This is a genomic window from Vibrio halioticoli NBRC 102217, from assembly GCF_000496695.1.
Classification (GTDB): domain Bacteria; phylum Pseudomonadota; class Gammaproteobacteria; order Enterobacterales; family Vibrionaceae; genus Vibrio; species Vibrio halioticoli.
Window position 1 is genome coordinate 1 of sequence record NZ_BAUJ01000053.1, and the last position, 26,137, is coordinate 26,137.

20 protein-coding genes, 1 tRNA gene and 1 pseudogene are annotated in these 26,137 nt (G+C 44.1%); 20 read left to right on the forward strand and 2 right to left on the reverse strand.

The genetic code is table 11. The annotated features are described in order from the left end of the window. Positions 1-49 precede the first annotated feature (49 nt). Entirely contained in the window at positions 50-2,806 is a 2,757-nt protein-coding gene (gene barA, locus VHA01S_RS13950; RefSeq protein ID WP_023405007.1) for a two-component sensor histidine kinase BarA, read from the reverse strand. Between the two features lie 172 nt (positions 2,807-2,978). Here barA and rlmD point away from each other — a divergent pair, with 172 nt between their 5' ends. From rlmD to rpoS, 13 genes and pseudogenes are all read left to right on the forward strand, one after another. Continuing rightward, the gene (gene rlmD, locus VHA01S_RS13955; protein WP_023405008.1) at positions 2,979-4,292 is read left to right on the forward strand and encodes a 23S rRNA (uracil(1939)-C(5))-methyltransferase RlmD; all 1,314 of its coding nucleotides are present in this window, start codon (positions 2,979-2,981) and stop codon (positions 4,290-4,292) included. A gap of 100 nt (positions 4,293-4,392) precedes the next feature. Beyond that, positions 4,393-6,615: a GTP diphosphokinase gene (relA, locus tag VHA01S_RS13960; RefSeq protein WP_023405009.1), complete on the forward strand. Its 2,223-nt coding sequence runs from the start codon at positions 4,393-4,395 to the stop codon at positions 6,613-6,615. A 72-nt stretch (positions 6,616-6,687) separates the two neighbouring features. Continuing rightward, positions 6,688-7,509, forward strand: coding sequence for a nucleoside triphosphate pyrophosphohydrolase (gene mazG, locus VHA01S_RS13965; protein ID WP_023405010.1), 822 nt, complete (start codon positions 6,688-6,690; stop codon positions 7,507-7,509). Positions 7,510-7,660: 151 nt separating this feature from the next. Then, positions 7,661-9,301 (forward strand): CTP synthase, encoded by a 1,641-nt coding sequence (gene pyrG / locus VHA01S_RS13970; RefSeq protein WP_023405011.1) that lies wholly within the window; start codon positions 7,661-7,663, stop codon positions 9,299-9,301. 83 nt (positions 9,302-9,384) lie between these two features. Beyond that, on the forward strand, positions 9,385-10,683 hold the full coding sequence (eno, locus tag VHA01S_RS13975; protein ID WP_021712277.1) for a phosphopyruvate hydratase: 1,299 nt from the start codon (positions 9,385-9,387) through the stop codon (positions 10,681-10,683). 314 nt (positions 10,684-10,997) lie between these two features. Beyond that, positions 10,998-11,273 carry a cell division protein FtsB gene (ftsB, locus tag VHA01S_RS13980; protein WP_021712276.1) on the forward strand — a complete coding sequence of 92 codons (276 nt, stop codon included), beginning with the start codon at positions 10,998-11,000 and terminating at the stop codon, positions 11,271-11,273. Between the two features lie 20 nt (positions 11,274-11,293). Continuing rightward, on the forward strand, positions 11,294-11,992 hold the full coding sequence (ispD, locus tag VHA01S_RS13985; RefSeq protein ID WP_021712275.1) for a 2-C-methyl-D-erythritol 4-phosphate cytidylyltransferase: 699 nt from the start codon (positions 11,294-11,296) through the stop codon (positions 11,990-11,992). Positions 11,993-11,994: 2 nt separating this feature from the next. Beyond that, positions 11,995-12,477, forward strand: coding sequence for a 2-C-methyl-D-erythritol 2,4-cyclodiphosphate synthase (gene ispF / locus VHA01S_RS13990; RefSeq protein ID WP_021712274.1), 483 nt, complete (start codon positions 11,995-11,997; stop codon positions 12,475-12,477). Positions 12,478-12,493: 16 nt separating this feature from the next. After that, entirely contained in the window at positions 12,494-13,525 is a 1,032-nt protein-coding gene (gene truD, locus VHA01S_RS13995) for a tRNA pseudouridine(13) synthase TruD (RefSeq protein WP_023405012.1), read from the forward strand. 8 nt (positions 13,526-13,533) lie between these two features. Beyond that, positions 13,534-14,274 (forward strand): 5'/3'-nucleotidase SurE, encoded by a 741-nt coding sequence (surE, locus tag VHA01S_RS14000; RefSeq protein ID WP_023405013.1) that lies wholly within the window; start codon positions 13,534-13,536, stop codon positions 14,272-14,274. Position 14,275: 1 nt separating this feature from the next. After that, positions 14,276-14,902, forward strand: a complete 627-nt coding sequence (locus VHA01S_RS14005; protein WP_023405014.1) for a protein-L-isoaspartate(D-aspartate) O-methyltransferase — start codon at positions 14,276-14,278, stop codon at positions 14,900-14,902. Between the two features lie 4 nt (positions 14,903-14,906). After that, positions 14,907-15,734 carry a peptidoglycan DD-metalloendopeptidase family protein gene (locus VHA01S_RS14010; protein WP_023405015.1) on the forward strand — a complete coding sequence of 276 codons (828 nt, stop codon included), beginning with the start codon at positions 14,907-14,909 and terminating at the stop codon, positions 15,732-15,734. Between the two features lie 46 nt (positions 15,735-15,780). Further along, positions 15,781-16,668: pseudogene (rpoS, locus tag VHA01S_RS14015) on the forward strand (RNA polymerase sigma factor RpoS); the annotation flags it as partial. On the opposite strand, the gene mutS reads toward rpoS, so the two are convergent. After that, positions 16,615-19,179 carry a DNA mismatch repair protein MutS gene (gene mutS / locus VHA01S_RS14020; protein ID WP_023405017.1) on the reverse strand — a complete coding sequence of 855 codons (2,565 nt, stop codon included), beginning with the start codon at positions 19,177-19,179 and terminating at the stop codon, positions 16,615-16,617. The pseudogene rpoS and the gene mutS sit on opposite strands and share 54 nt — an antisense overlap. Before the next feature lie 82 nt (positions 19,180-19,261). Here mutS and pncC point away from each other — a divergent pair, with 82 nt between their 5' ends. The 7 genes from pncC to VHA01S_RS14055 all read left to right on the forward strand — a co-directional run bounded on the left by pncC (position 19,262) and on the right by VHA01S_RS14055 (position 26,110). Further along, entirely contained in the window at positions 19,262-19,756 is a 495-nt protein-coding gene (pncC, locus tag VHA01S_RS14025; protein ID WP_023405018.1) for a nicotinamide-nucleotide amidase, read from the forward strand. A gap of 105 nt (positions 19,757-19,861) precedes the next feature. Next, positions 19,862-20,890 carry a recombinase RecA gene (gene recA / locus VHA01S_RS14030; protein ID WP_023405019.1) on the forward strand — a complete coding sequence of 343 codons (1,029 nt, stop codon included), beginning with the start codon at positions 19,862-19,864 and terminating at the stop codon, positions 20,888-20,890. 114 nt (positions 20,891-21,004) lie between these two features. Beyond that, positions 21,005-21,472: a regulatory protein RecX gene (locus VHA01S_RS14035; RefSeq protein WP_023405020.1), complete on the forward strand. Its 468-nt coding sequence runs from the start codon at positions 21,005-21,007 to the stop codon at positions 21,470-21,472. A gap of 162 nt (positions 21,473-21,634) precedes the next feature. Continuing rightward, a complete protein-coding gene (alaS, locus tag VHA01S_RS14040) occupies positions 21,635-24,226 on the forward strand; it encodes an alanine--tRNA ligase (RefSeq protein WP_023405021.1) in 2,592 nt (863 codons plus the stop codon). 161 nt (positions 24,227-24,387) lie between these two features. Continuing rightward, complete coding sequence (locus VHA01S_RS14045) at positions 24,388-25,560, forward strand: aspartate kinase (RefSeq protein WP_023405022.1); 1,173 nt, start codon at positions 24,388-24,390, stop codon at positions 25,558-25,560. A gap of 77 nt (positions 25,561-25,637) precedes the next feature. Next, entirely contained in the window at positions 25,638-25,835 is a 198-nt protein-coding gene (csrA, locus tag VHA01S_RS14050) for a carbon storage regulator CsrA (RefSeq protein WP_021712262.1), read from the forward strand. 182 nt (positions 25,836-26,017) lie between these two features. Beyond that, positions 26,018-26,110: transfer RNA gene (locus VHA01S_RS14055), tRNA-Ser, on the forward strand. The last annotated feature ends 27 nt before the right edge of the window (positions 26,111-26,137 follow it).

The following is a 26,137-nucleotide window of genomic DNA, read 5'->3' on the forward strand; positions in this document are numbered from 1 at the left end:
TTTTTTTGTGCTAGTTCTGAACACTTACTTAGTGTGCTTGGTATTCATTCTAAAGGTACAAATTTGCGGTAGTTTGTACCTTTTCCATTTCATCTTGCAGCTCTAAAAGCTCTGGCTCCACATCATCCATCGAGTCTCCTGAACGCAGCATTTGCTCTAATTGAGCACAGGCTTTTTTCAGTTTAGGCACGCCACAATAACTGCAACTGCCATGCAACTTATGAATGTGATGAATAAGCTCATCTTTTGATGACAACTGCTCATCAATGGCTTGCTCGACAACCTGATTGACCTCTGGAATATAGTCAACCAGCATTTGTAGCATCTCTTTGGCTAACTCTTCTTTTCCGGCTGACTGAGCTAACGCAGCACGCCAATCGATAATGACGTCACTACTGGAAGGCTTAGATGCAATCAGAGGCGGAATCATAGGCTCTGGCACTTCTATGGAGTGTCCACCCCAGTGATTAAGCAGTTTTAAAAGTACCGGTTCCTCAATCGGCTTGGTGAGGTAATCATCCATGCCTGCTTTAAGTAATCGGTCTCGCTCGCCACTCATTGCGTGAGCTGTTACGGCAATAATTGGCGTATCTTTATTGCTGGCGGTTTTCTTAATCGCTTGGCAGGCCGCCACACCGTCAATGCCCGGCATTTGGATATCCATTAGAATCAAATCAAATTGATGATGAGTGGCCTCATTAACCGCAGACTGTCCATCGGAGCAGGTGACAACAGACTCAACATGTTCATTGAGCAGGGCACAAATGAGTTTTAGGTTAGCTGGGTTATCATCAACGGCCATGACTTTTAATGGCAATTTATCTAACAAGATAGGCTCAGGTTTATCATACACAGATAAGTCATCATCTTGATTTCTCAGCATAGCTTGTATGATCTTAGTGCGAGTTAGAGGCTTGATAATACACGACACCGCATGTTGTTCGATCAAGGTTTCAGACAGCGCAAGTTGGTTACTTGGCAGACCAATAATGACGTTAGGACAGACTGCTTTAGCTTGGCTGATAAAGTCGATAAGCTCTGTTTCACTGATGATCTCGTTGACTGGAACGTTATAGATCATGTAATCGTGAGGGGTGATGGTTTCTGGTAAGGCTGAGCGATATTGCGTAGCAATGTTTTCTTGAGTCAGCATTTGCTGCAACACATTCGCCGCTTGTAAATTCTGTTCAATAAGCAGTACTTCTTTACCTCGGATAGAAGAAAGGTCCGTCTGCTCCATAGGTAAGTCAGTAGCATTGAGTCGAATGGTAAACCAGAAGGTTGAGCCTTGGTGTAGACGACTGGTTAAACTGATTTCTCCGCCCATTTGACGCACCAGTTTTTGGGTAATCACTAGCCCTAAACCTGTACCGCCGTAGCGTCTAGAGATGCTGGCATCGGCTTGGCTAAAGGCTTGGAATAGCTGAGCTTGCTGACGCTCAGAGATACCAATACCGGTATCTTTAACCATAAACTGAATTTCAACTTGCTCTTCTTTTTGGGTGCGTAATTCAATGCTGACATCAATGTTGCCACGCTCTGTAAACTTGATCGCATTACCTACTAAGTTAGTCAGTACTTGCTGAATACGCAGTGAGTCACCAACAACGCCTGCCGGGATCTTAGGATCAACTTTAAGGGTTAATTCCAAGCCTTTTTCATGGGCACTTGGCGCTTGCAGGTTGACCACTTCTTCCAGTGATTCTTGGAAATCAAACGGAATGTTTTCCAGTAATAACTTACTGGCTTCGAGTTTAGAGAAGTCCAAAATATCATTGATGATACTTAAAAGATTATTTGCCGAACGTTCAATGGTTTGTAAATAATCGGTCTGGCTATGAGAAAGATTGGTTTTGAGCATTTGGCGGGTAAAGCCAATCACCCCATTTAGTGGCGTTCTAAGCTCGTGTGACATATTGGCAAGGAATTCAGATTTGACTCTTGCTGCTTCTTGAGCCCGTTTTTTCGCAATATCTAATTCAACGTTCTGAATTTCTAACTGTTCTAAGGTCTCTCGAAGATCAGAGGTTGCCTGATCGATACTGTGCTGCATTTCTATATGGTATTCCGACAACGACATTGCCATTGAGTTGATACCATTTTTTAGCGAGTTGAGCTCACCGTGCATCTTACCTTCAATACGCACATCCAATTGTCCGCGCCGGATGCGGTCAACACTGTTTTTCAGGTGGGTGATCGGTGCGGTAATATCTTGCATTAACCGATAAGCAAAGAAGGCGGAAAGCCCGACCCCCAAAAACATCACCACTAATGCCACTACAATTTCTTGATACTGTTGCAAGCGCAAACTGGAGAGATCGAGCTCAATAGCGATATAACCGAGAATCTGGTCACTTTGTTTGGCATCCGCTTGCGGGGCAACAAATTGCGCTTCTGCAATAATCGGGGTTCGGATAATTAAGCGGGTATCAATAAGTTCCACCGTGCTGTGCAGTGGAATAGGTTCGGACTTCTTAAACATCAAACTTTGAAAGTTAGGATGAAAATTTGAAGTCACAAATAGTTCGTGATGCGCATCGAATACTGCGATACTTCGCACTACATCGGAACGTTTTCTATGGCTGTAGCTTATTAATTGTCGCACCGCTTCGCGATTTTGCTGCAACATGGCAAATTCACTGGCAATGGCCAATGGTTCTACAATATTAGTACCCGCAGTAATGAGCTGTGCCTCTAGGTCGTTATATCGATTAGAGGTGAAAAACAGGCTCAGTAACATACCGACAATCAGCGTCGGTGCAAGAGTGAGTGTTATTACGCGGGCACGAAGTCCATATCTGGTCATGTTTTATTAATGCGTCGGATGTGAAAAAATAAGCCGTGAAAGGCTTTCAAATTTTGTAAACTTGGACCTAAGTCTAAATCATTGAAATTAAAATTGCTTCCTAAGAACAGAGTCAGGCTAAAAATGTAGCGAAAAGCTTGATGTATGACCGTTAAAATTACTAGGCACCTTTATGGCTAACTTTTATAAACCGCAAAAAAACACCAATCGCACTCAAAAACACCTAAGTCTAACGATTGAAAAATATGACAATCAAGGTGCTGGTATGGCGTATAGCCAAGGAAAGCCTGTATTCATTCCCGGAACTATGGTCGGCGAACAAGTGGTGTGCCAACCCATAGAAACAAAATCAAAATTCATCCGCGCTAAGATGATTAAACTGTTAAAAAGCAGCGATGAACGAATCGAACCTTTTTGCCCTAAGTTTTCTCAATGTGGCGGTTGCTCTCTACAGCATATGCCCTATGCCCAACAACTGACGGTAAAACAGCAAGCCTTTAGCAAAATGATGTCGAAAGTTGCGCCAGAGCACACTTTAGAAGCGCCTATTATTGCGCCGGACACCCATTATCGTCGTCGAGCTCGCATCAGCCTGTTATGGGATATCAAAAAGAATAGATTGCAGTTTGGGTTTAGGGAAGGTCAAAGCAATAACATTGTGTCGCTAGACACTTGTCCTGTGATTGCACAGCCTCTGGCTGAAATTATGCCTTTGATTAAGCCAGTGTTAGAAAAAATCTCACAGCCTAAAATACTGGGGCATTTAGAGTTGGTGCAAGCCGATAACGGCAGTGTACTTTTGCTGCGTACTAGCGCTGAGTTGCGAGCGAAAGACCGTCAGTTGCTCGTGCAATTTGCCGAGCAAAAACAGCTGACCTTATATTTGCATCAAGGACACAGTCAGCCAGAACAACTGTGTGGCGAATCGCCAATATGTGAAGAGTCCGGTGTTGCGTTAGATTTCTTGCCAACTGACTTTATTCAAGTCAATCGCTCAGTCAATCAACAAATGGTCGCACAAGCCATTGAATGGTTAGATGTGCAAGACAGTGATCGAGTGTTAGACCTCTTTAGTGGGATTGGTAACTTTACTTTTGCACTAAGCAAAAAGGCATCTGCTGTGGTCGGCATTGAAGGGGTCGATGAGATGGTTTCTCGCGCTAACAATAATGCTCAATCATTGGGTATTCACAATGCACACTTTTATCAAGCCAATCTTGCTGAGCTAACAGGCACAGAAGTTTGGGCTAAAGAAAGCTTTGATAAAATCTTGCTTGATCCGGCAAGAGCAGGCGCAGCTGGTGTGGTTGAACAACTGTCGCAGTTTGGCGCCACGCAAATTGTGTATGTCTCTTGTAACCCTGCCACCTTAGCTCGTGACAGTGAATCTTTGCTAAAACAAGGCTACAAAATAGTGAAAATGAAGGTGTTAGATATGTTTCCACATACCGGGCACCTTGAATCTATGGTGTTATTTGAGAAATAGCGCAAATTTCTGGGTTTTGCTAAACAGCAGAATCCTGCAAAGGGTATACTGTGGTATCAATGATAGTAAGAGTAAACGCAGAGTAATTTAGGGAAGAGGTATGGTTGCGGTTCGCAGTGCGCACATAAAAAAGGATGAAGAATTTAAACTCGATTCTTGGATCGAGAGCCTACAGCAGGGGCAAAAGACAGAGAATAAACTGCGCAAGCTCTACATAGATTGTGAAGAGATGTTGGCCACCCACGAGCAAAAGGAATTACTGCTGTGGCGTGGACGAGAGATGATAGAAATCCTGATCACCTTATCAATGGATAGAGCCACCTTGTTGGCCGCTCAATTGTTCCCTGTAGTCTCTAGTGGATTGTTTGATACCGAAGAGCTTAAAGAGCGCTACGGACAAGAAATTATCAAGCTTATCGAAGGTGTGGAAGAGATGGCCGCTATCGGTCAACTTAACGCATCTTTAGAAAACAGCAGCGCTTCTTCTCAAGTTGATAACGTCAGACGTATGCTCTTAGCTATGGTTGATGACTTCCGCTGTGTGGTCATCAAGTTGGCTGAGCGTATCTGTAATCTACGTGAAGTCAAAAATGCACCCGATGAGGTGCGCCAAGCAGTCGCTAAAGAGTGCGCCAATATCTATGCGCCTTTAGCTAACCGCCTTGGCATAGGTCAGCTTAAGTGGGAAATAGAAGATTATGCTTTCCGCTATCAAAACCCAACCACATACAAGAAAATTGCCAAGCAACTGGCCGAGCGTCGCATAGATCGCGAACACTATATTGACGAGTTTGTCGCTTCATTAAAAGATGAGATGAAGCAGATCAATATCAAGGCAGAAGTCAGCGGTCGTCCTAAGCATATCTTTAGTATTTGGCGCAAAATGCAGAAGAAAAAGCTCGCTTTTGATGAGCTGTTTGATGTTCGTGCTGTGCGCATCATTGCCGATGAATTACAAGATTGCTACGGCTCATTAGGGATTGTTCATACCAAATATAAACACCTGCCAAGTGAGTTTGATGATTACGTAGCAAACCCTAAGCCGAATGGTTATCAATCTATTCATACCGTGGTTCTTGGTCCGGAAGGCAAGACCATTGAGGTGCAAATTCGTACCAAGCAGATGCATGAAGAGTCTGAGCTTGGCGTGGCGGCGCACTGGAAGTATAAAGAAGGCGCATCCGGCGGGCGCAGTGGCTATGATGAGAAAATCACTTGGCTACGTAAGCTACTGGATTGGCAAGAAGAGATGTCCGATTCTGGCGAAATGTTGGATGAACTGCGCTCGCAAGTCTTTGACGATCGCGTGTATGCCTTTACCCCGCGTGGTGATGTGGTCGATTTGCCTATGGGAGCAACGCCACTAGATTTTGCTTACCACATTCACTCCGAAGTTGGGCACCGCTGTATCGGTACCAAAGTTGGTGGTCGCATTGTGCCGTTTACCCATAAGCTAGAAATGGGTGATCAGGTCGAGATCATCACGCAAAAAGAACCCAACCCTTCTCGTGATTGGTTAAACCCTTCATTGGGCTTTGTGCATTCAGGTCGTGCACGCGCCAAAATCAACGCATGGTTTAGAAAACTAGGCCGTGAGAAAAACGTTGTTGCAGGCAAAGAGATCCTTGAGCATGAGCTGTCTAAAATTGGCGCAAATTTAAAAGATGCGGATCCATCTACGCTGAAGCGCTTTAACGTTAATTCAGTCGATGAGCTTTATGCGGGTATTGGTAGTGGTGATTTGCGTATCAACCAAGTCATCAATCACATCAATGCCGTGGTCAATAAACCGACCGCGGAAGAAGAAGACAAACAAGCACTGGCTAAGTTAAAAAGCCCAGACTCCACTATGCCCGTTGCGAGCAAGCCTCACAAAGACGCAGTAGTGGTAGAAGGGGTGGATAACTTGATGACTCACTTAGCGCGCTGTTGTCAGCCGATTCCAGGTGATCGCATCAGTGGTTATATTACCCAAGGTCGCGGCATTTCAGTGCACCGCAGTGATTGTGAACAATTAAACGAGCTTAGATTGCATGCCGCAGAGCGTATTATCGATACGGTGTGGGGAAGTGGTTTTGTGGGCTCGTTTATACTGACCTTGCGAGTGGAAGCGCTTGAGCGTACGGGTCTGTTAAAGGACATTACTACGCTTATTACCAATGAGAAGCTCAAGGTCGCCAGCATGCGTTCTCGTACTGATTACAAACGTCAATTAGCCATCATGGATTTGGATATTCAAGTCAGTAATATTGAAATCAGCTCTCGCGTGCAATCACGCATCGAGCAAATCAAAGATGTGATATCCGTTAAGCGTCTTGGCTAACTTATTTGTATCAAATCGTAAATTTACTAAGCCCCTTATTAGGGGCTTTTTTATCAATAAATTGGAACTCCCATGTCATCTGAAACAGCAAACACTTCGGCAAACTCCATTCAACAACTGCTTACTATCATGGCTACGCTACGAGACCCAAAGCAGGGCTGTCCATGGGATATTAAGCAAGATTTCGATAGCATAGTGCCGCACACCATCGAAGAAACTTACGAAGTCGTGGATGCTATTCACAACAAAGACTGGAATAATCTAAAGGAAGAGTTAGGCGATTTACTGTTTCAAGTAATCTTCTATTCGCAAATGGCCAAAGAGCAAGATTTGTTTGATTTCGGCGATGTGGTTGATGTACTCAATGAAAAATTAGTGCGCCGTCACCCGCATGTCTTTTCAGATGCTAAATTTGCTAACGAACAAGAAATAAATGACAACTGGGAAGCGGAAAAAGCGAAAGAAAAAGCCCAGTTAGGCAATGTTGAAAAAAGTATTCTAGACTCTGTACCAAAGTCTTTGCCGGCATTAAGTCGCGCCAATAAAATCCAAAAACGATGTGCTAAACATGGTTTTGATTGGGATAGTCTTGGGCCGGTAGTGGATAAAGTGCATGAAGAAGTACAAGAAGTTTTAGATGAAGCTCTGCAAGTCACGGTTGAGCAACATAAAGTGGAAGATGAGTTGGGCGATCTGTTATTTGCCACCGTCAACCTTGTCAGACACTTGAATTGTAACCCCGAAGTTGCGCTGGCTAAAGCCAATAATAAGTTTGAACGTCGCTTTAAAGCCGTAGAGCAAAAAGTGCGCGAACAAGGTAAATTATTGGACGAGTGTGATCTAGAATATTTAGATTCGCTGTGGGACTTAGTGAAGCTAGATGAACGGAAGTAAAATCGCCGAAACAGGCTGATTTGATTTGAAGCAAAAAATTAAAAAAAGGCTTGTGATAAGTTTCACGTTGTGGCGATAAAGGGCTTCTGGTATATTTACATCCCGTCTAGAAGATATCCATTTCCCTCATTCAACCAATTTCAGGTTAAACATGACGACAAATTACATTTTTGTTACTGGCGGGGTTGTTTCCTCACTCGGTAAAGGTATTGCAGCAGCATCATTGGCTGCTATTTTAGAAGCTCGTGGTCTTAAAGTGACCATGATGAAGCTTGACCCTTACATCAACGTTGATCCGGGTACTATGAGCCCGACTCAGCATGGTGAAGTGTTTGTCACGGAAGATGGCGCTGAAACTGACCTTGACCTTGGTCACTACGAAAGATTCATTCGTACCAAGATGACTAAGCGCAACAACTTTACTGCAGGTCGTGTTTACTCAGACGTACTAGCAGCTGAACGTCGCGGTGATTACCTAGGTGCGACTATTCAGGTTATTCCTCACATTACTAATGCGATCAAAGACCGCGTAATCGTTGGTTCTAAAGGCCACGACGTGGCTATCGTTGAAGTGGGTGGCACAGTCGGTGATATTGAATCTCTACCGTTTATGGAAGCAATTCGTCAGCTTGCTGTTGAATTGGGCCGTGAACGTGCGATGTTCATGCACTTGACTCTAGTTCCTTACCTAGCTGCTGCGGGTGAAGTGAAAACCAAGCCAACTCAACACTCAGTTAAAGAGTTGCTATCAATTGGTATTCAACCAGACATTCTTGTTTGCCGTAGTGACCGCATGGTTCCTGCAAACGAGCGTAAGAAAATTGCTTTATTCTGTAACGTACAAGAAAAAGCGGTTATCTCAATGAAAGATGTAGATTCAATCTACAAGATCCCACAACTGATCAAATCTCAAGGTCTAGATGAGCTTGTTTGTACTCGTTTTGGTATCGAAGCTCCAGAAGCTGATTTGTCTGAATGGGAACAAGTAATCTATGAAGAAGCTAACCCAACGGGCGAAGTGACCATTGGTATGGTTGGTAAATACATCGAATTACCAGACGCTTATAAGTCAGTTAACGAAGCATTAAAACATGCAGGGTTGAAAAACCGTCTTAACGTCCACATTAAGTATGTAGATTCGCAAGACGTTGAAAGCAAAGGTACTGAAGTACTGGCTGGTCTTGATGCTATTCTTGTTCCTGGTGGTTTCGGCGATCGTGGTGTTGAAGGTAAGATTCGCGCGGCACAATATGCACGTGAAAACGAAATTCCATACCTTGGTATTTGTTTAGGTATGCAAGTGGCACTGATTGAGTTTGCACGAAATGTTGCTAACCTTGCAGATGCACATTCAACAGAATTTAACAAAGACACTAAAAATCCTGTGGTAGGCTTGATTACTGAATGGGTTGATAGCGAAGGTAAAGTTGAAGAGCGTAATGCAACTTCTGACCTTGGTGGTACAATGCGTCTTGGTTCACAGCTATGTCACCTAGAAAAAGGGACTAAAGCATACGAGTTATACGGTAGCGCTGAAATTCATGAGCGTCATCGTCACCGTTACGAAGTGAACAACAATTTACGTCCGTTGATTGAGAAAGCTGGTCTTAAAGTATCAGGTCTATCAGCAGACAAAAAACTGGTGGAAGTAGTAGAAAACCCTGCGCACCCTTGGTTCGTAGCGGCACAATTCCACCCAGAATTCACATCGACTCCTCGCGATGGTCACCCATTGTTTGCAGGTTTCGTTAAAGCAGCTGGTCAATACCATCGCGGTGAATTCGAGAAGTAAGAAAGGATGCAAGGGGTGTTGAGCGGATTTTTATAGCACCCCTTAAAAATTGACATTTTTTTGATTATAAGAGGAAACATTTAATGTCTAAGATCGTTAAAGTTCTAGGTCGTGAAATTATCGACTCACGTGGTAACCCAACAGTAGAAGCTGAAGTTCACCTTGAAGGCGGTTTCGTAGGTATGGCTGCTGCTCCATCTGGCGCATCTACTGGTTCTCGTGAAGCTCTTGAGTTACGTGACGGCGACAAGTCTCGTTTCCTAGGTAAAGGCGTACTTAAAGCTCTTTCTGCTGTAAACGGCGACATTGCTAATGCTCTAATCGGCAAAGACGCAAAAGACCAAGCTGCTATCGACCAAGTAATGATCGACCTAGATGGTACTGAAAACAAATCTAAGTTCGGTGCAAACGCTATCCTAGCAGTATCTCTAGCGAACGCTAAAGCAGCTGCAGCTGCAAAAGGCATGCCTTTGTTCGAGCACATCGCTGAACTAAACGGCACTCCTGGCGTATTCTCTATGCCTCTACCAATGATGAACATCATCAACGGTGGCGAGCACGCTGATAACAACGTTGATATCCAAGAGTTCATGATTCAACCTGTTGGCGCTAAAACTCTTAAAGAAGCACTACGCATCGGTGCTGAAGTATTCCACAACCTAGCTAAAGTACTTAAGTCTAAAGGCCTTAACACTGCAGTTGGTGATGAAGGTGGTTTCGCTCCAAACCTTGAGTCTAACGCTGCTGCTCTAGCTGCAATCAAAGAAGCTGTAGAAGCTGCTGGTTACGTGCTAGGTAAAGACGTTACTCTTGCTATGGACTGTGCTGCTTCTGAGTTCTTCGACAAAGAAACTGGCAAGTACAACATGAAAGGCGAAGGCAAAATCTTCACTTCTGAAGAATTTAACTTCTACCTACAAGACCTTGCTAACCAATACCCAATCGTTTCTATCGAAGACGGTCTTGACGAGTCTGATTGGGCTGGCTTCAAGCACCAAACAGAACTACTAGGTGACAAACTTCAACTAGTAGGTGACGATCTATTCGTTACAAACACTAAGATCCTTGAGCGCGGTATCAAAGAAGGTATCACTAACTCAATCCTAATCAAGTTCAACCAAATCGGTTCACTTACAGAGACTCTAGCTGCAATCAAGATGGCTAAAGATGCTGGTTTCACAGCAGTTATCTCTCACCGTTCTGGCGAAACTGAAGATGCAACTATCGCTGATCTAGCGGTAGGTACTGCTGCAGGCCAAATCAAAACTGGTTCTATGAGCCGTTCTGACCGTGTTGCTAAGTACAACCAACTTATCCGTATCGAAGAAGCACTAGGTGAACGTGCTCCTTTCAACGGTCTTAAAGAAGTTAAAGGCCAATAATTAACTGACTTATTGCGGTAACTGAGTCATCAGATTGCTGCAATAACAATGTTGAATTATATGCATATACTTTTAAACACCTCGCGTTAGCGGGGTGTTTTTTTTTGTATTTTTCGCATCATTGGCGTATTTTTCTCGTCATTAACCCAGATGCGTGTCGTCTATTAGCTGAATATGTTATAAATATTAATTGGCTGAGGATAATGCCAATCCAAATACGCTGTAGAGCATGTTTGCCCATTTAAGGCGGATAATAACGTATCTGGATAAGCATAATTGATTTGAACCCTTGGCGATTAAGTAAGGATTTTGTCGTGCGTTTATTTTCTATATTGTTATTTTGCTTACTATTACTGATGCAGGCTACGCTGTGGATTGGTAAGAATGGTGTGAATGATTATCGCCAAGTAAAAGATGAGGTAGCGATACAAAGCTCTGTAAACTCTGAATTACGCAAGCGCAATGATGAAATGTTTGTTGAAATTGACGACCTTAAACAAGGCCTTGATGCTATTGAAGAACGAGCGCGTCATGAACTTGGCATGGTTAAAAAAGGTGAAACCTTTTATCGAATCATCGATACCGACTAACTTTACAAGCGGTTTTCAACTTGAATAAATATATTGCTATTGTTCCTGCTGCCGGAGTCGGTAGTCGGATGCAGGCGAATAAGCCGAAACAGTATCTCATGCTGCATGGGAAAACTATCCTAGAACACACAATAGAGAAGTTGTTATCACATCCTCAAATATCAGAGGTGGTAGTAGCAATTAGTGAAAACGATGGATACTTTTCTGATACCTCTCTGGCGTGTCATCCTTTAGTTACCCGCGTTGCGGGTGGCAAAGAACGCAGTGACTCAGTATTAAGTGCGCTCAATCATCTTATCGAGCAAGGTTATCAAGATTGGGTGTTAGTGCATGACGCTGCCAGACCGAATGTGTGCTTGGACAATATCACCTCATTAATCGAGCAAGGCACGCAACATGGCGTTGGCGCTATTTTGGCCGCTCGAGTGCGCGATACCATGAAGCGCTCATCGAGCAACAATGAAATCGATTCTACCGTCGAACGTGCGCATCTATGGCATGCATTAACACCACAAATGTTCCGTACGCCTGAGCTACATAGCGCTTTACAATCCGCTTTGCACAATCATCATCCTGTCACAGATGAAGCGTCTTGTATGGAGCTTATAGGGCGATCTCCGTTGTTGGTAGAGGGACGTTCGGACAACCTTAAAGTGACCCAACCTGAAGATTTAGCTTTGGCTGAGTTTTATTTAACTGCGACGACAACCCAGGAGTAATTATGATCCGAATTGGACATGGTTTTGACGTACATAAATTTGGCGGTGAAGGCCCAATCATTATTGGTGGGATTTCAGTTCCGTATGAACAAGGGCTTTTGGCTCACTCTGATGGTGATGTTGTCTTACATGCGGTCAGTGATGCGCTGTTAGGGGCTATCGCCGCAGGCGATATTGGTTACCACTTCCCTGATACTGATGATAAATGGAAGGGTGCGAACAGCCGTGAACTGTTAAAAGAAGTGTATCGTCTAGTGAAAGAGCAAGGCTATGTGCTGGGCAACCTAGATGTGACCATTATGGCGCAAGCCCCTAAAATGGCACCTCATATTCAAGCTATGCGCAATGCCATTGCCGAAGATCTACAAACAGAGATCGGCAATGTGAATGTGAAAGCCACCACAACAGAGCGTTTGGGCTTCACCGGACGCAAAGAAGGAATTGCAGTAGAAGCTGTGGTTCTGATCCAACACCCTAATAATTAGAGGCGCACTCCATCTTATGAGTGACATATTATCAAACTTGGCTTATTTACACGGTAAGCCACAAGCAAAAGCAAAATTAAAAGCAAAAGCTGAGCACTTTGTGGTTAAAGAAGATCTCGGTTTTGAGTTGGCAGGCAGTGGTGAACACTTAATGCTACGAGTACGCAAAACCGGTGAGAACACTAGCTTTGTGGCGAACGAACTGGCCAAATTCTGTGGCGTAAAATCAAAAGATGTAAGCTGGGCTGGATTGAAAGATCGCCACGCTGTTACTGAGCAGTGGTTAAGTGTACATCTTCCTAAAAGTGATGATCTTAACTTTGCTTTGTTTACCCAAATGCACCCAAGCATCGAAATTTTACAGACCACCAGACACAATAAAAAATTGCGTCCAGGCGATCTAAAAGGTAACTCATTTGAGCTTACTCTAAGTGAAGTGACTGATGTTGAAGCGGTAGAAGCACGTCTACAAGCCATTTCTGAGCAAGGTGTGCCAAACTATTTTGGCGCGCAACGTTTTGGTAATAACGGCAATAACCTTGATGAAGCTCGTCGTTGGGGCCGTGATAACGTACGTACTCGTAATCAAAACAAACGCAGCTTGTACCTTTCTACAGCTCGCTCATGGATTTTCAACCAAATCGTGTCGGCACGCATAGAGCAGCAGTGCTTTGATAGCGCTATTCTCGGCGATGTATTGCTCTCTTCTACGGGCACTGTGTTGCTGGATGAAGCGACACTTGCCAATGCGCCAAGCCTTGGCGCAATAACGGCCGCTTTAGCGGGTGATAATGCCTTACCAACGGCAAATAAAGCGCTAGAGATAGAACAAGTTGCAGTAGATGCCGAACCTGATTTGATGGCCTTGATCCGAGGCAATCGCATGCGTCATGATCGCCGAATCATCAAACTGATCCCTGAGCAATTAACTTGGTCTAGTGAAGGCGACCAAGTAGTGATTAAGTTCTGGTTAGACTCTGGCTGTTTTGCTACTTCTATTATGCGAGAGGTCGTTGAAGAGATCCCGTTTGAACGTTCGTTTGACTAAGGGATTGCATGAAAATTTTATTAAGTAATGACGATGGCGTGCATGCTGAAGGTCTTCGAGTACTTGCCGAAGAGCTAAAACAGATTGCCGATATCGTGATTGTCGCGCCCGATAGAAACCGTAGTGGTGCGTCTAATTCATTGACTCTCGAAAACCCGCTACGAGTGGATAAGATAGAGCCAAATGTATTTTCTGTGCAGGGTACCCCAACAGATTGCGTGCATTTTGCGTTAAATGAATTGATGAAAGATGACTACCCAGATCTTGTATTAAGTGGCATCAACCACGGTGCGAATCTGGGAGATGATGTGTTGTATTCAGGTACGGTGGCCGCTGCTATGGAAGGGCACTTTTTAGGTGTTCAATCCATTGCAATATCACTAGTAGGTAGCACACACTTTAAGACGGCAGCTAAGATTGCACGTCAGTTAGTAGAGCAACATCTCAGCAAACCGATTCCGACCAATCGTTTATTGAATGTGAATGTGCCCGATGTGGCATGGGATGCGATTACAGAAACGGAAGTGACGCGACTGGGCGCAAGACATCATGCTGAAACTATGATCAAACAGCTCGATCCTAGAGGCAAGCAAGTGTATTGGTTAGGGCCTCCAGGGAAAGAGCAAGATGCGGGTATGGGAACCGATTTTTATGCTATCGAGCACAAGCATGTTTCCATTACGCCTTTGCAAGTTGATCTGACGGCGCATGAATCACTGCTTAGTATGGACAGTTGGCTAAAAGGATAGAATGGGACATTATCAAGCACAACGGCTTTCTGAACACCTGCAATTGTTAGGTATTCAGGACGTGACAATCTTAAAGGCTATCGCAAGTTTACCGCGCGAGTTTTTTTTGTCTGAGGCTATGCGTCATCAGGCTTATGACAATAATGCTTTACCGATTGGTAATGGGCAGACCATCTCTCAGCCTTATATTGTCGCAAAAATGACAGAGTTGCTTGAACTTGAATACCACTCTAAGGTCTTAGAAGTGGGAACAGGTTCAGGTTATCAAACAGCAGTGTTAGCACAGTTAGTTGAGCGAGTGCATACCATTGAAAGAATCAAAACTCTGCAATGGGATGCTAAGCGCAGATTAGCTAAGCTTGATATTTATAACGTGTCATCAAAATATGGTGATGGTTGGAAAGGTTGGAGTGCTCATGCTCCCTTTGACGCCATTATAGTGACTGCCGCCGCCGCTGAATTGCCACAAGCATTAGTGGATCAGTTAGCCATTGGTGGTCGCTTGATTATTCCTATTGGTGAAACGGATCAGCAATTGCTGAAAATTGTCAAACAAGAGTCGGGTATTCGCTCTGAAATTATTGAAAACGTTAGGTTTGTACCTTTAGTTCAGGGAGAACTGGCTTAGGTTTATGGAAAGATTATTACGCTTAGTCATTGCTGCTTTAATGATTGTTTCACTAGTAGGTTGTGCGCCTAGTGGACAAACAAGTAATCATCGTGGTTATAAACAAGCTGATCGAGGTAGTTATCGTGGTAGTTATTACACGGTAAAAAAAGGCGATACGCTGTATTATATTGCCTATGTGACTGATCGGAATGTTAACGGTCTGATTCGGTTTAATAATCTAAAAGCCCCCTATACTCTGCGGATTGGACAGAGGATCCGCCTGTGGTATCCAGAAACTCCAGCTTATACTTCAAGTAAATCCATTGCGGTGGCTAGCGCTCCTACCAGTCACACTCATAAGACCTCTAGCACAATGCAAAAAAGTGCACATGCAAAGGTTGATAAGCATTCAACAAAGGAGTATGTTAGCTCTAAACAAGGTGTTAACAGTGCTGTAACATCAACCGCATCATCAAACCAAAAAATTGCGTCTTGGAAATGGCCAACGAAAGGGCGAGTAATTAACAAGTTCTCCTCTGGCGAAACAGGAAACAAAGGGATTGATATTGCCGGTCAGCGTGGACAAGCTGTTATATCAACTGCCAAAGGTAGTGTTGTGTATTCGGGTAATGCGTTACGTGGTTATGGAAACCTGATTATCGTGAAACACAACGACAACTATCTTAGTGCTTATGCTCACAACGATAAGTTGCTAGTCCATGAGGGACAGCAAGTTACTGCAGGGCAAAAAATTGCCACTATGGGCAGTTCAGGTACCAATGGCGTCAAGTTGCACTTTGAAATTAGGTATCAAGGAAAATCCGTTAACCCGGAGAGATATTTACCCTGACAGATAGCATTTGAAAATGCACGTTTGTTGAGCCATTGGAGGCAATATGAGTATGGATAACACAGCAGCAAAAGTGGATGACTTAGTTGAAGATAAAGCTAATGACGAGCTAGGAGCTGGCATCGTCGAAGCGGTTGAACAAACCCCTGCCAAGGAAGAGTTTGACGTTTCAGCAAAGAATTTAGATGCAACCCAACTGTATCTTGGTGAGATTGGTTTCTCGCCTCTTCTCACAGCCGAAGAAGAAGTGCTCTATGCACGACGCTCTTTGCGCGGTGATGAAGCCGCTCGCAAACGTATGATCGAAAGTAACCTACGTTTAGTTGTGAAAATTTCCCGCCGTTACAGCAACCGTGGTTTGGCTCTACTTGATCTTATCGAAGAGGGTAATCTTGGTCTTATCCGTGCAGTAGAGAAGTTTGATCCTGAGCGTGGCTTCCGTTTCTCGACTTATGCTACATGGTGGATTCGTCAAACTATCGAACGTGCGTTGATGAACCAAACTCGTACTATTCGCCTACCTATTCACGTAGTTAAAGAGCTTAATATTTACCTGCGTACTGCTCGTGAGCTTTCGCAAAAGCTCGACCATGAACCGACTGCTGAAGAAATCGCGCAAAAACTGGATAAGCCGGTAGACGATGTCAGCAAAATGCTGCGTTTGAATGAACGTGTGAGTTCAATGGATACGCCAATTGGCGGTGATGGTGATAAAGCATTGCTCGATATCATTCCGGATATCAACAATTCAGATCCAGAAGTCTCTACCCAAGATGACGACATCAAACACTCTCTCATTGATTGGCTAGATGAGCTGAACCCGAAACAAAAAGAAGTGCTCGCACGTCGTTTTGGCTTATTGGGTTACGAACCATCTACTTTAGAAGAAGTGGGGCGTGAAATTAGCCTGACTCGTGAGCGTGTTCGTCAGATCATCAGGATCAATATTGCCTAATGCCAACTCCACATCACTAGGTTCTGGGATCAAACTGAGTTGGTTGGCAACCTCGACCGTCGATGCGACATTGCTTTGTGGTTGAGCGCTGAGCTGTTCCAGTAGGCTTAACTTTTGTCGTGCATTTTTGATTACCGCTTTAGGTACACCGGCAAGCCCTGCAACAGCCAAGCCATAAGACTTACTGGCGGCACCTTCTTGGACAGCGTGCATAAAGGCAATATCGTCACCGTGTTCAACCGCATCAAGGTGTACGTTTGCCAATCCCTGCAATTGAGCCGGCAATTCAGTAAGCTCAAAGTAGTGCGTAGCAAATAAGGTTAGTGCGCTAATTTGATTAGCCAGCCACTCCGCACTTGCCCAAGCTAAAGACAAACCATCATAGGTACTTGTACCGCGCCCAATTTCATCCATCAGAACCAAACTGCGATTGGTGGCGTTGTGTAAAATATTGGCGGTTTCTGTCATCTCAACCATAAAGGTAGAACGACCAGAGGCAAGATCATCAGAAGCACCAATACGGGTAAAGATGCGGTCAAGAAGCCCAATGTCTGCCGATTGTGCCGGAACGTAAGCGCCAATATGTGCCAGTAATGCAATTAACGCGGTTTGACGCATATAAGTCGATTTACCCCCCATGTTAGGGCCAGTAATAATCAGCATTTTACGCTGTGGGTGTAGGTCGACTGGGTTGGCAATAAATGGGTCTTCTAACACTTGCTCCACAACAGGGTGTCTACCATTGGTAATAGCAATCCCAATATTGTTGTGAATGCTTGGGCGGCAATACTCTAAGGTATCGGCTCGCTCTGCTAAGTTTTGCAATACATCCATTTCTGATAGTGCGGCCGACAGTAATTGCAGTTGGCTTAAATGTGGCAATATCAGATCAAATAGCTCTTCCCATAAACCTTTCTCAATGGCCAATGCTTTGGATTTTGAGTTAAGGACTTTGTCTTCGTGCTCCTTTAGCTCAGGGATAATATACCGCTCGGCATTTTTTAAAGTTTGGCGACGAATGTAGTGCGGCGGAACTAAATGGCTCTGTCCTCGGCTGACTTGAATATAGAAGCCGTGTACAGCGTTGTAGCCGACTTTTAACGTATCAATGCCGTGTCTTTCACGCTCATCTGCTTCTAGCTTTTCTAGGTATTCGGTTGCGCCATTGGCGAGATCGCGCCATTGATCTAACTCTTCGTTATAACCTTCCGCTAATACGCCACCATCACGAATGACCACTGGCGGATTTTCTTTAATGGCGCGCTCTAACAGTTCACACAAGCTTTCGATTGGCTTTGAGTCTGTGGCGAGAGTTTGCAAGTGTGAGTTTTGCAGAGTTTGCAAGGCCACTTCTAATTCAGGAAGTGTTTGCAAGGCTGAGCGAAGGCGAGCCAGATCTCTTGGTCTAGCGGAGCGCAACGCAAGTCTTGCGACAATACGTTCAATATCACCGATTTGTTTTAGGATCTGATTTAGATCTGGATACAACGCCTGCTCTTTTAGCTCTGTAATGGAATCTAAGCGGTTGTTTAATACGGTCAACTCACGAGTCGGCTGATGTAACCAACGTTTAAACATGCGGCTACCCATTGCCGTTGCCGTATGATCAAGAACCTCTGCCAGAGTGTTATCCATGCCACCGGCTAAATTGGTGGTAATTTCCAAGTTACGACGAGTTGCGGCATCTAAAATAACTGAGTTGTCTTGTCTCTCGATAGTAATAGAGCGTATATGTGGCAAAGCGGTGCGCTGAGTGTCTTTAACATACTGGATTAAACAGCCTGCTGCACACAGCGCTACTTCGGATTTTTCAACGCCAAAACCAATGAGATCTTTGGTGCCAAATTGAATGTTTAACTGCTGTTTGGCCGTTTGCAGTTCAAATTCCCACTCTGGTCTACGGCGATTGCCATGACGACCTTCCATGATATGTACAGCAACAAACTCTTCGGGGAATAACAGCTCTTTTGGGCTAGTGCGTTGCAACTCGGCAAGCATAGCTTCTTCTGTTTCAGGCTCGCTCAATAAGAAGCGCCCTGAAGTAATATCTAAAGTGGCGTAACCAAATTTACCGTTGTGCTGATAAATGGCGGCAATGAGGTTATCTACGCGCTCACTTAACAAGGCCTCATCGGTGACCGTGCCGGGGGTGATAATGCGTACTACTTTTCGCTCAACCGGCCCTTTTGAGGTAGCAGGGTCGCCAATTTGCTCACATATGGCGACGGACTCACCCAATTGCACCAGTTTGGCGAGATAGCCTTCAACGGCATGAAAAGGGACGCCAGCCATAGGAATCGGTTCGCCAGCAGACGCGCCGCGTTTGGTTAAAGAGATATCTAACAGCTGTGAGGCGCGTTTTGCATCGTCATAAAATAATTCATAGAAATCACCCATGCGGTAAAAAAGCAAGATCTCAGGATTCTCTGCTTTAAGCTTATGATACTGCTGCATCATTGGAGTGTGTTTTGGCTTAGATTTTACCGACATAATAGGTTCTGTTGCTTTCCATTAATTCTCTAGGGGCTTAGGATAAATGAATCTTAAATGAGTGGTAAAGTGAATTAAGCAAATGTCTGACACAACATTGAATAAATTGAGCCTTAGAGTAGGGGAATTACTCAAAAAGCAAGGTTATATAATGGCAACAGCAGAATCTTGCACCGGCGGCGGTGTGGCGCAAGCCGTTACTGAGATAGCGGGCAGTTCACAATGGTTTGACCGAGCTTTTGTGACCTACAGCAATGAAGCCAAAGTTGAGATGCTAGCCGTAAAAGAGAGCTCCCTTGAGCAATTTGGAGCAGTAAGCACCGAGGTAGCCGCAGAAATGGCTCTCGGCGCTGTGCAATACTCTCGTGCTCATATTGCGGTCTCCATCACAGGTATTGCCGGCCCCGGTGGTGGTACACAAGATAAGCCCGTTGGCACCGTATGTTTTGGCTTGGCAGTAGGAAGCGAACTTATACAGGTACAACGCTGTTTATTTACAGGTGATCGCACGCAAGTAAGAAATCAGTCTGTTTGTCATGCTCTGCAAATTATTGAAAAACATATAGAAAGTAACTAATTACACTTAAATGCTAAAAAAAACACGTTTTCATCTAGACACTGTATGAATTAACAGTAATAATTGATTCATCAAACTGAAAGACCCTATTCCATGGAGCATAAAATGGACGATAACAAACAAAAAGCGCTCGCGGCTGCACTTGGTCAAATTGAAAAGCAATTCGGTAAAGGCTCTATCATGCGCCTTGGTGATAACCGCACCATGGACGTGGAAACTATCTCTACAGGCTCACTTGCATTAGATATCGCACTGGGTGCTGGTGGCCTACCTATGGGACGTATCGTAGAAGTTTACGGTCCAGAATCTTCAGGTAAAACAACTCTAACTCTTGAGCTTATAGCCGCGGCGCAACGTGAAGGCAAAACTTGTGCATTCATCGATGCCGAGCACGCACTTGACCCTATCTACGCACAAAAGCTGGGCGTAAATATCGATTCTCTATTAGTTTCTCAACCAGATACTGGTGAGCAAGCGCTAGAAATTTGTGACGCTCTAGCACGTTCTGGTGCTATTGACGTATTGGTTGTCGATTCTGTTGCTGCACTAACACCAAAAGCTGAAATTGAAGGTGAAATGGGTGATAGCCACATGGGTCTGCAAGCACGTATGCTTTCTCAAGCAATGCGTAAGCTAACCGGTAACCTAAAACAGTCTAACTGTATGTGTATCTTCATTAACCAAATTCGTATGAAAATTGGTGTAATGTTCGGTAACCCAGAAACCACTACCGGTGGTAATGCACTTAAGTTTTACGCTTCTGTTCGTTTGGATATTCGTCGTACTGGCGCAATCAAAGATGGCGATGAGATTGTCGGTAACGAAACTCGCATTAAAGTGGTTAAAAACAAAATTGCGGCACCATTTAAGCAAGCTGAAACTCAGATTATGTACGGCCAAGGCTTTAACCGTGAAGGTGAGCTTATCGACTTAGGCGTTAAGAATAAGCTTATTGAGAAAGCCGGTGCTTGGTATAGCTACAATGGCGATAAGATTGGTCAAGGTAAAGCAAACGCGGGTAAATTCCTACGTGAAAACCCTGAAGCGGCAACGGCTATTGACGCCAAACTTCGTGAAATGCTTCTAACAGTTGCGACTGCTGAAGAAGTCACTGAAGCGACCGAAGCCGAATAATCTCTTCCCCAATTATGCTCCTAATTACTGAGTCTTATTGTTAAGGCTCAGTAATTACCTCCTTATTTTCAATTTATCCATTTTCTCTTTCGCACTGAATTTTCCGAGGTGTGTATGTATTCTCGATCCCCCAACAATGCTGCTAAAAAAGAAGCATTACGCTTTTTGAGTCTTCGTGATCATGGGCGTTATGAGTTGCAACAAAAATTGCTCAATAAAGGCTTTGGCTTAAATGATATTGATGACGCCATTGTTTTTTGTCATGAACATCACTATTTGGACGATTTGCGCTACGCAAAAGATCAGGTCAGGCTACAAGCAAGTAAAGGCCATGGTGAACATCGTATTCGCCAAGAATTACAAGCGAAGCGGGTTGGCGGCGATGTCATTAACCAAGCACTTCGAGAGGAGCCTCAAGATTGGTTTGAGTTGGCTAAGTTGTCAGTGGAGAAGCATTTGCATGATGCATTGACTGTTGATAGCCAAGAATATGCCCGACAAGTACGCACACTGCAATTTTTAGGCTTTAGCCTTGAACAGATCCAATACGCACTCTCATCGACATCCCTTTCTACTAATTAATCGAAAATAACCCTTAATCTAATAGCCAGATTTAAAGGAATTAGCGTAATTTTTACAAAATAATCGGCATTTGTGGTCAATTAAGACAGAAAACTAGTCGTTCTCTCTTGCTTGTTTTACAATGTGGCAAAAATCTAACTTGAACACTTCAGGAATAGCCACATGTACATGAGTACCGCCGAGATTCGTAGTGCCTTTTTAAAGTTCTTTGAGAGTAAAGGGCACCAGATAGTAGAGAGTTCTTCTCTTGTACCTCACAACGATCCTACTTTGCTGTTTACTAACGCAGGTATGAACCAGTTTAAAGACTGTTTCTTAGGAGCCGAGAAACGTAATTATACTCGTGCAACTACGGCACAACGTTGTGTACGTGCTGGTGGTAAGCATAATGATTTAGAAAACGTTGGTTTTACTGCTCGTCACCATACTTTCTTTGAAATGCTAGGTAACTTCTCTTTTGGAGATTACTTCAAGCATGATGCTATTGGCTATGCTTGGGAGTTTTTGACCGAAGTTCTAAAACTGCCACAAGAAAAGCTATTAGTTACAGTTTATGAAACTGATGATGAAGCCTTTGATATTTGGAACAAAGAGATGGGCATTCCTGCCGATCGTATTGTTCGCATTGGCGATAAGAAAGGCGGTAAGCCTTTTGAATCAGATAACTTCTGGGCAATGGGTGATACCGGTCCTTGCGGTCCTTGTACAGAAATTTTTTACGATCACGGTGAACACATCTGGGGCGGCCGTCCAGGTACTCCTGAAGAAGATGGCGACCGTTTCATCGAGATCTGGAACAACGTATTCATGCAATTCAACCGTCATGCTGACGGCACTATGGAGCCGCTTCCAAAGCCATCTGTAGATACAGGTATGGGTATTGAGCGTATCTCTGCAATCATGCAGGGTGTGCATTCAAACTACGAAATCGACGTTTTCCAAACGCTAATCAAAGCCTCTGCTGAAGTTGTTGGGTGTGATGATCTATCAAACCAATCTCTACGCGTAATTGCCGACCACATCCGTTCATGTTCTTACCTTATCGTTGACGGCGTTATGCCTTCAAATGAAGGTCGTGGTTATGTGCTACGCCGCATTATCCGTCGCGCAGTGCGTCACGGTAACAAAGTGGGGGCTAAAGATGTCTTCTTCCATAAATTAGTCGGCGTACTGGCTGAGGTGATGGGCGAAGCAGGCACTGAACTTAAAGCACAACAAGCACTTGTTGAAAAAATTCTACGCATTGAAGAAGAAAACTTCGGTCGCACTCTAGAGCGTGGCATGAATATTCTTAATGATGCACTAGATGCGCTTAAGTCTGAAAACAAATCCACGCTAGATGGTGAGACAGTATTTAAACTGTACGACACGTACGGCTTCCCAGCTGACTTAACCAACGATGTTGCACGTGAACGTGATTTCGATATCGATGAAGCCGGTTTTGAAAAAGCGATGGAAGAGCAGCGTCAGCGTGCTCGTGAAGCAGGCCATTTTGGTACTGACTACAACGCCACGATTAAAACAGAAGCAACCTCTGACTTTAGTGGCTACACCGCCACACAAGGTCACAGCACAGTGACAGAAATTTTTGTGGAAGGTGAAGCGTCTGAATCACTTTCTGCAGGTGATAAAGCCATTATCATCCTGAGTGAAACGCCGTTCTACGCAGAATCAGGTGGTCAATGTGGTGATACCGGTTTATTAAAAACTGAACTAGGCAGCTTCCAAGTTGATGATACTCAGAAGCTAGGTAATGCCATTGCACATCACGGCGTGTTAGCCGAAGGCGTATTGAGTACCGGCGACAGTGTTGAAGCTATCGTAGATGCTGAGCGTCGTTTAGCAACTTCATTAAACCACTCTGCAACGCACTTATTGCATGCTGCACTTCGTCAAGTGCTAGGCACACACGTTGCGCAAAAAGGCTCATTAGTTAAGCCTGAAGGTCTACGTTTTGACTTCTCTCATCTTGAAGCTGTGACGGCGGATGAGTTGCGCACTGTTGAGCGTCTAGTTAACCAGCAAATCAGAAAAAACAACGATGTAGTGACAGAAGTCACGGATATCGAATCAGCTAAACAAAAAGGCGCTATGGCGTTGTTTGGCGAGAAGTACGATGATGAAGTTCGCGTTCTTTCAATGGGTGACTTCTCGGTTGAATTGTGTGGTGGTATTCACGCTGCGCATACCGGTGACATTGGTTTGTTCCGTATTATCTCAGAAGGTGGTATTGCTGCTGGTATCCGTCGTATTGAAGCGGTAACGGGTGAAGCTGCACTGGATTCTATTGAAGCTGAGCAATTAAGCCACGCTCAAAAAGTGTCAGACATGCAAGCAAAAGCCAAACAGCTTGATAAAGAAATTCAGCAACTGAAAGAGAAAATGGCCGTTGCTGAAAGTGCCAACATTATGGGTAAGGTTCAAGAAATCAATGGCACTAAGGTGTTAATTGCTGCATTAGAAGGTGCTGACAATAAGAACCTACGTAACATGGTGGATGACGCTAAGAATCGTGTTGGCACAGGTATTATCCTTATCGCGAACATCGATAACAACAAAGTTAGCTTGATTGCTGGCGTAACCAAAGATCTGATTGGCAAAGTGAAAGCGGGCGAGTTGGTGAATATGGTCGCGCAACAAGTTGGTGGTAAAGGCGGCGGTCGTCCTGATATGGCTCAAGCGGGCGGTACCGATGTTGCTGCACTTCCAGATGCGTTAAAATCAGTGCATAGCTGGCTTGAAGAGCGTCTTTAATTACAGTCGCTAATTATTGAGCCGTTAAGGCTCAATAACGCAAAATCGAAACCAGGCATTTTAAATCTAAAGTGCTTGGTTTTATTGTTTTTAATTGTCCAATGTACGCATATGTATAAATGTACAACGAACAACATATTGTTTAGGAAGGTGGAAAGTTAGTGGAAAACCGATTAATCGTACAGAAGTTCGGTGGAACATCTGTTGGTTCAGTTGAGCGAATCCAAGTCGTCGCCGAGCAAGTCATTAAAACCAAACAACAAGGTAAACAAGTTGTGGTGGTGGTATCGGCTATGTCTGGTGAAACGAATCGCTTGCAAAGTTTAGCCAGTGAAGTGGATAGCGTACCGAATGCTAGAGAGCTTGATGTACTGTTGTCCGCAGGCGAGCAGGTGACGGTTGCCTTATTAGCGATGACTTTGCATAAGTTAGGCTACAAAGCTACGTCATTGACGGGTTGGCAGGCTGGGATTATTACTGACGATAGACACAATCAAGCAACGATTAAGTCTATTGATAATGATAAGTTCAACGCCTTACTTGCCGATGATCACATTGTCATAGTGGCTGGCTTTCAAGGCATGAATCAAAACGGTGATGTGACGACTCTCGGACGAGGTGGCTCAGATACCAGTGCGGTTACTTTGGCAGGCCTGCTTGGCGCGGATGAATGCCAAATTTTCACTGACGTAGACGGTGTTTATAGTTGTGACCCAAGAGTGGTCGATACCGCTATTAAACTCGATAGTATTGATTTTAGCGACATGCAAGCCATGGCTAAACATGGCGCTAAGGTATTGCACCTTCCGTGTGTAGAGTTCGCGGATAGATATAACTTAGATATTCGCGTGCTATCGTCGTTCTCACCTTTGCTGGGGACGTTAGTGACACGTTTGCCAAGTAGTGCTGCTGTGTGCGGATTGGCGTTGCAACGAGACGTTTATCGGGTGGATTTAGCACCTTTAAAAGCAGATGCTATTGCTGCGCAGTGCCAACTATTGGGAATCACATTACATTGGCATGTAGGCTCTATAGTCGCTGTAGACAGCAATGATGTGTCTAAATTACTGCAGATGCTACAAGAAGATATAATTGACGTTGCCCCAGTTAGCACGCTGACAGTGGTGGGTTCAGAGCTTGATAAGCTGTATCAGAATGTACAAACGCAACTATTAGAGAATGATATCAAAGTTCTTGATAGTTTTAGGTGTGATAGGGTAGTGAAATTGTTACTATTACCAGAACATCTGGATCGAGCCGCTAATTTTATACACGCTCATTATATTGAGCTGTCTCATTATGTTGCTAAAGACAAAAAAGAGCTTATATTGTAATAAGTTCTTTACCAAGTTGTTATTTTTGTTGAATAATGGATCTCAAATGAATTTGAGTGACAGCAAGGAGCTATCAAATGCTAATTTTGACTCGCCGCGTTGGCGAAACCCTTATGATAGGGGATGAGGTTACTGTGACCGTATTAGGTGTTAAAGGTAACCAAGTACGTATCGGTGTAAATGCACCAAAAGAAGTTTCTGTGCATCGTGAAGAAATTTATATGCGTATTCAGGCAGAAAAAGGAAATGGAAACGTTGCAACAGGCAACTACTAAGTTTTTTATAAAGGCTAACCTTAACGGTTAGTCTTTCTGTTTTGAGGGGATAATAAACACATAGAACTGACAATTTTGAGCTGTTTGGTTGAAAGTTGTTCTGTTGACTGATTTTTCTGTCATTTTACCAATAAAATGTTTGACATATTTTTGGTAAATCGTAATATGTGCCTCCGCAAGACGGTGAGGTGGCCGAGTGGCCGAAGGCGCTCCCCTGCTAAGGGAGTATACGGTTTGTAGCCGTATCGAGGGTTCGAATCCCTCCCTCACCGCCATTCTTGCGAACTCTCTTAATCGAGAAC

Bases quoted from the DNA above. Each gene is read 5' to 3' on its own strand.
- mutS (WP_023405017.1), bottom strand. From the start codon at position 19,179: ATGTCGGTAAAATCTAAGCCAAAACACACTCCAATGATGCAGCAGTAT.
- VHA01S_RS14010 (WP_023405015.1), top strand. From the start codon at position 14,907: ATGGAAAGATTATTACGCTTAGTCATTGCTGCTTTAATGATTGTTTCA.
- alaS (WP_023405021.1), top strand. From the start codon at position 21,635: ATGTACATGAGTACCGCCGAGATTCGTAGTGCCTTTTTAAAGTTCTTT.
- eno (WP_021712277.1), top strand. From the start codon at position 9,385: ATGTCTAAGATCGTTAAAGTTCTAGGTCGTGAAATTATCGACTCACGT.
- VHA01S_RS14035 (WP_023405020.1), top strand. From the start codon at position 21,005: ATGTATTCTCGATCCCCCAACAATGCTGCTAAAAAAGAAGCATTACGC.
- ispF (WP_021712274.1), top strand. From the start codon at position 11,995: ATGATCCGAATTGGACATGGTTTTGACGTACATAAATTTGGCGGTGAA.
- VHA01S_RS14005 (WP_023405014.1), top strand. From the start codon at position 14,276: ATGGGACATTATCAAGCACAACGGCTTTCTGAACACCTGCAATTGTTA.
- truD (WP_023405012.1), top strand. From the start codon at position 12,494: ATGAGTGACATATTATCAAACTTGGCTTATTTACACGGTAAGCCACAA.
- relA (WP_023405009.1), top strand. From the start codon at position 4,393: ATGGTTGCGGTTCGCAGTGCGCACATAAAAAAGGATGAAGAATTTAAA.
- rlmD (WP_023405008.1), top strand. From the start codon at position 2,979: ATGGCTAACTTTTATAAACCGCAAAAAAACACCAATCGCACTCAAAAA.
- recA (WP_023405019.1), top strand. From the start codon at position 19,862: ATGGACGATAACAAACAAAAAGCGCTCGCGGCTGCACTTGGTCAAATT.
- barA (WP_023405007.1), bottom strand. From the start codon at position 2,806: ATGACCAGATATGGACTTCGTGCCCGCGTAATAACACTCACTCTTGCA.
- pyrG (WP_023405011.1), top strand. From the start codon at position 7,661: ATGACGACAAATTACATTTTTGTTACTGGCGGGGTTGTTTCCTCACTC.
- mazG (WP_023405010.1), top strand. From the start codon at position 6,688: ATGTCATCTGAAACAGCAAACACTTCGGCAAACTCCATTCAACAACTG.
- csrA (WP_021712262.1), top strand. From the start codon at position 25,638: ATGCTAATTTTGACTCGCCGCGTTGGCGAAACCCTTATGATAGGGGAT.
- surE (WP_023405013.1), top strand. From the start codon at position 13,534: ATGAAAATTTTATTAAGTAATGACGATGGCGTGCATGCTGAAGGTCTT.
- pncC (WP_023405018.1), top strand. From the start codon at position 19,262: ATGTCTGACACAACATTGAATAAATTGAGCCTTAGAGTAGGGGAATTA.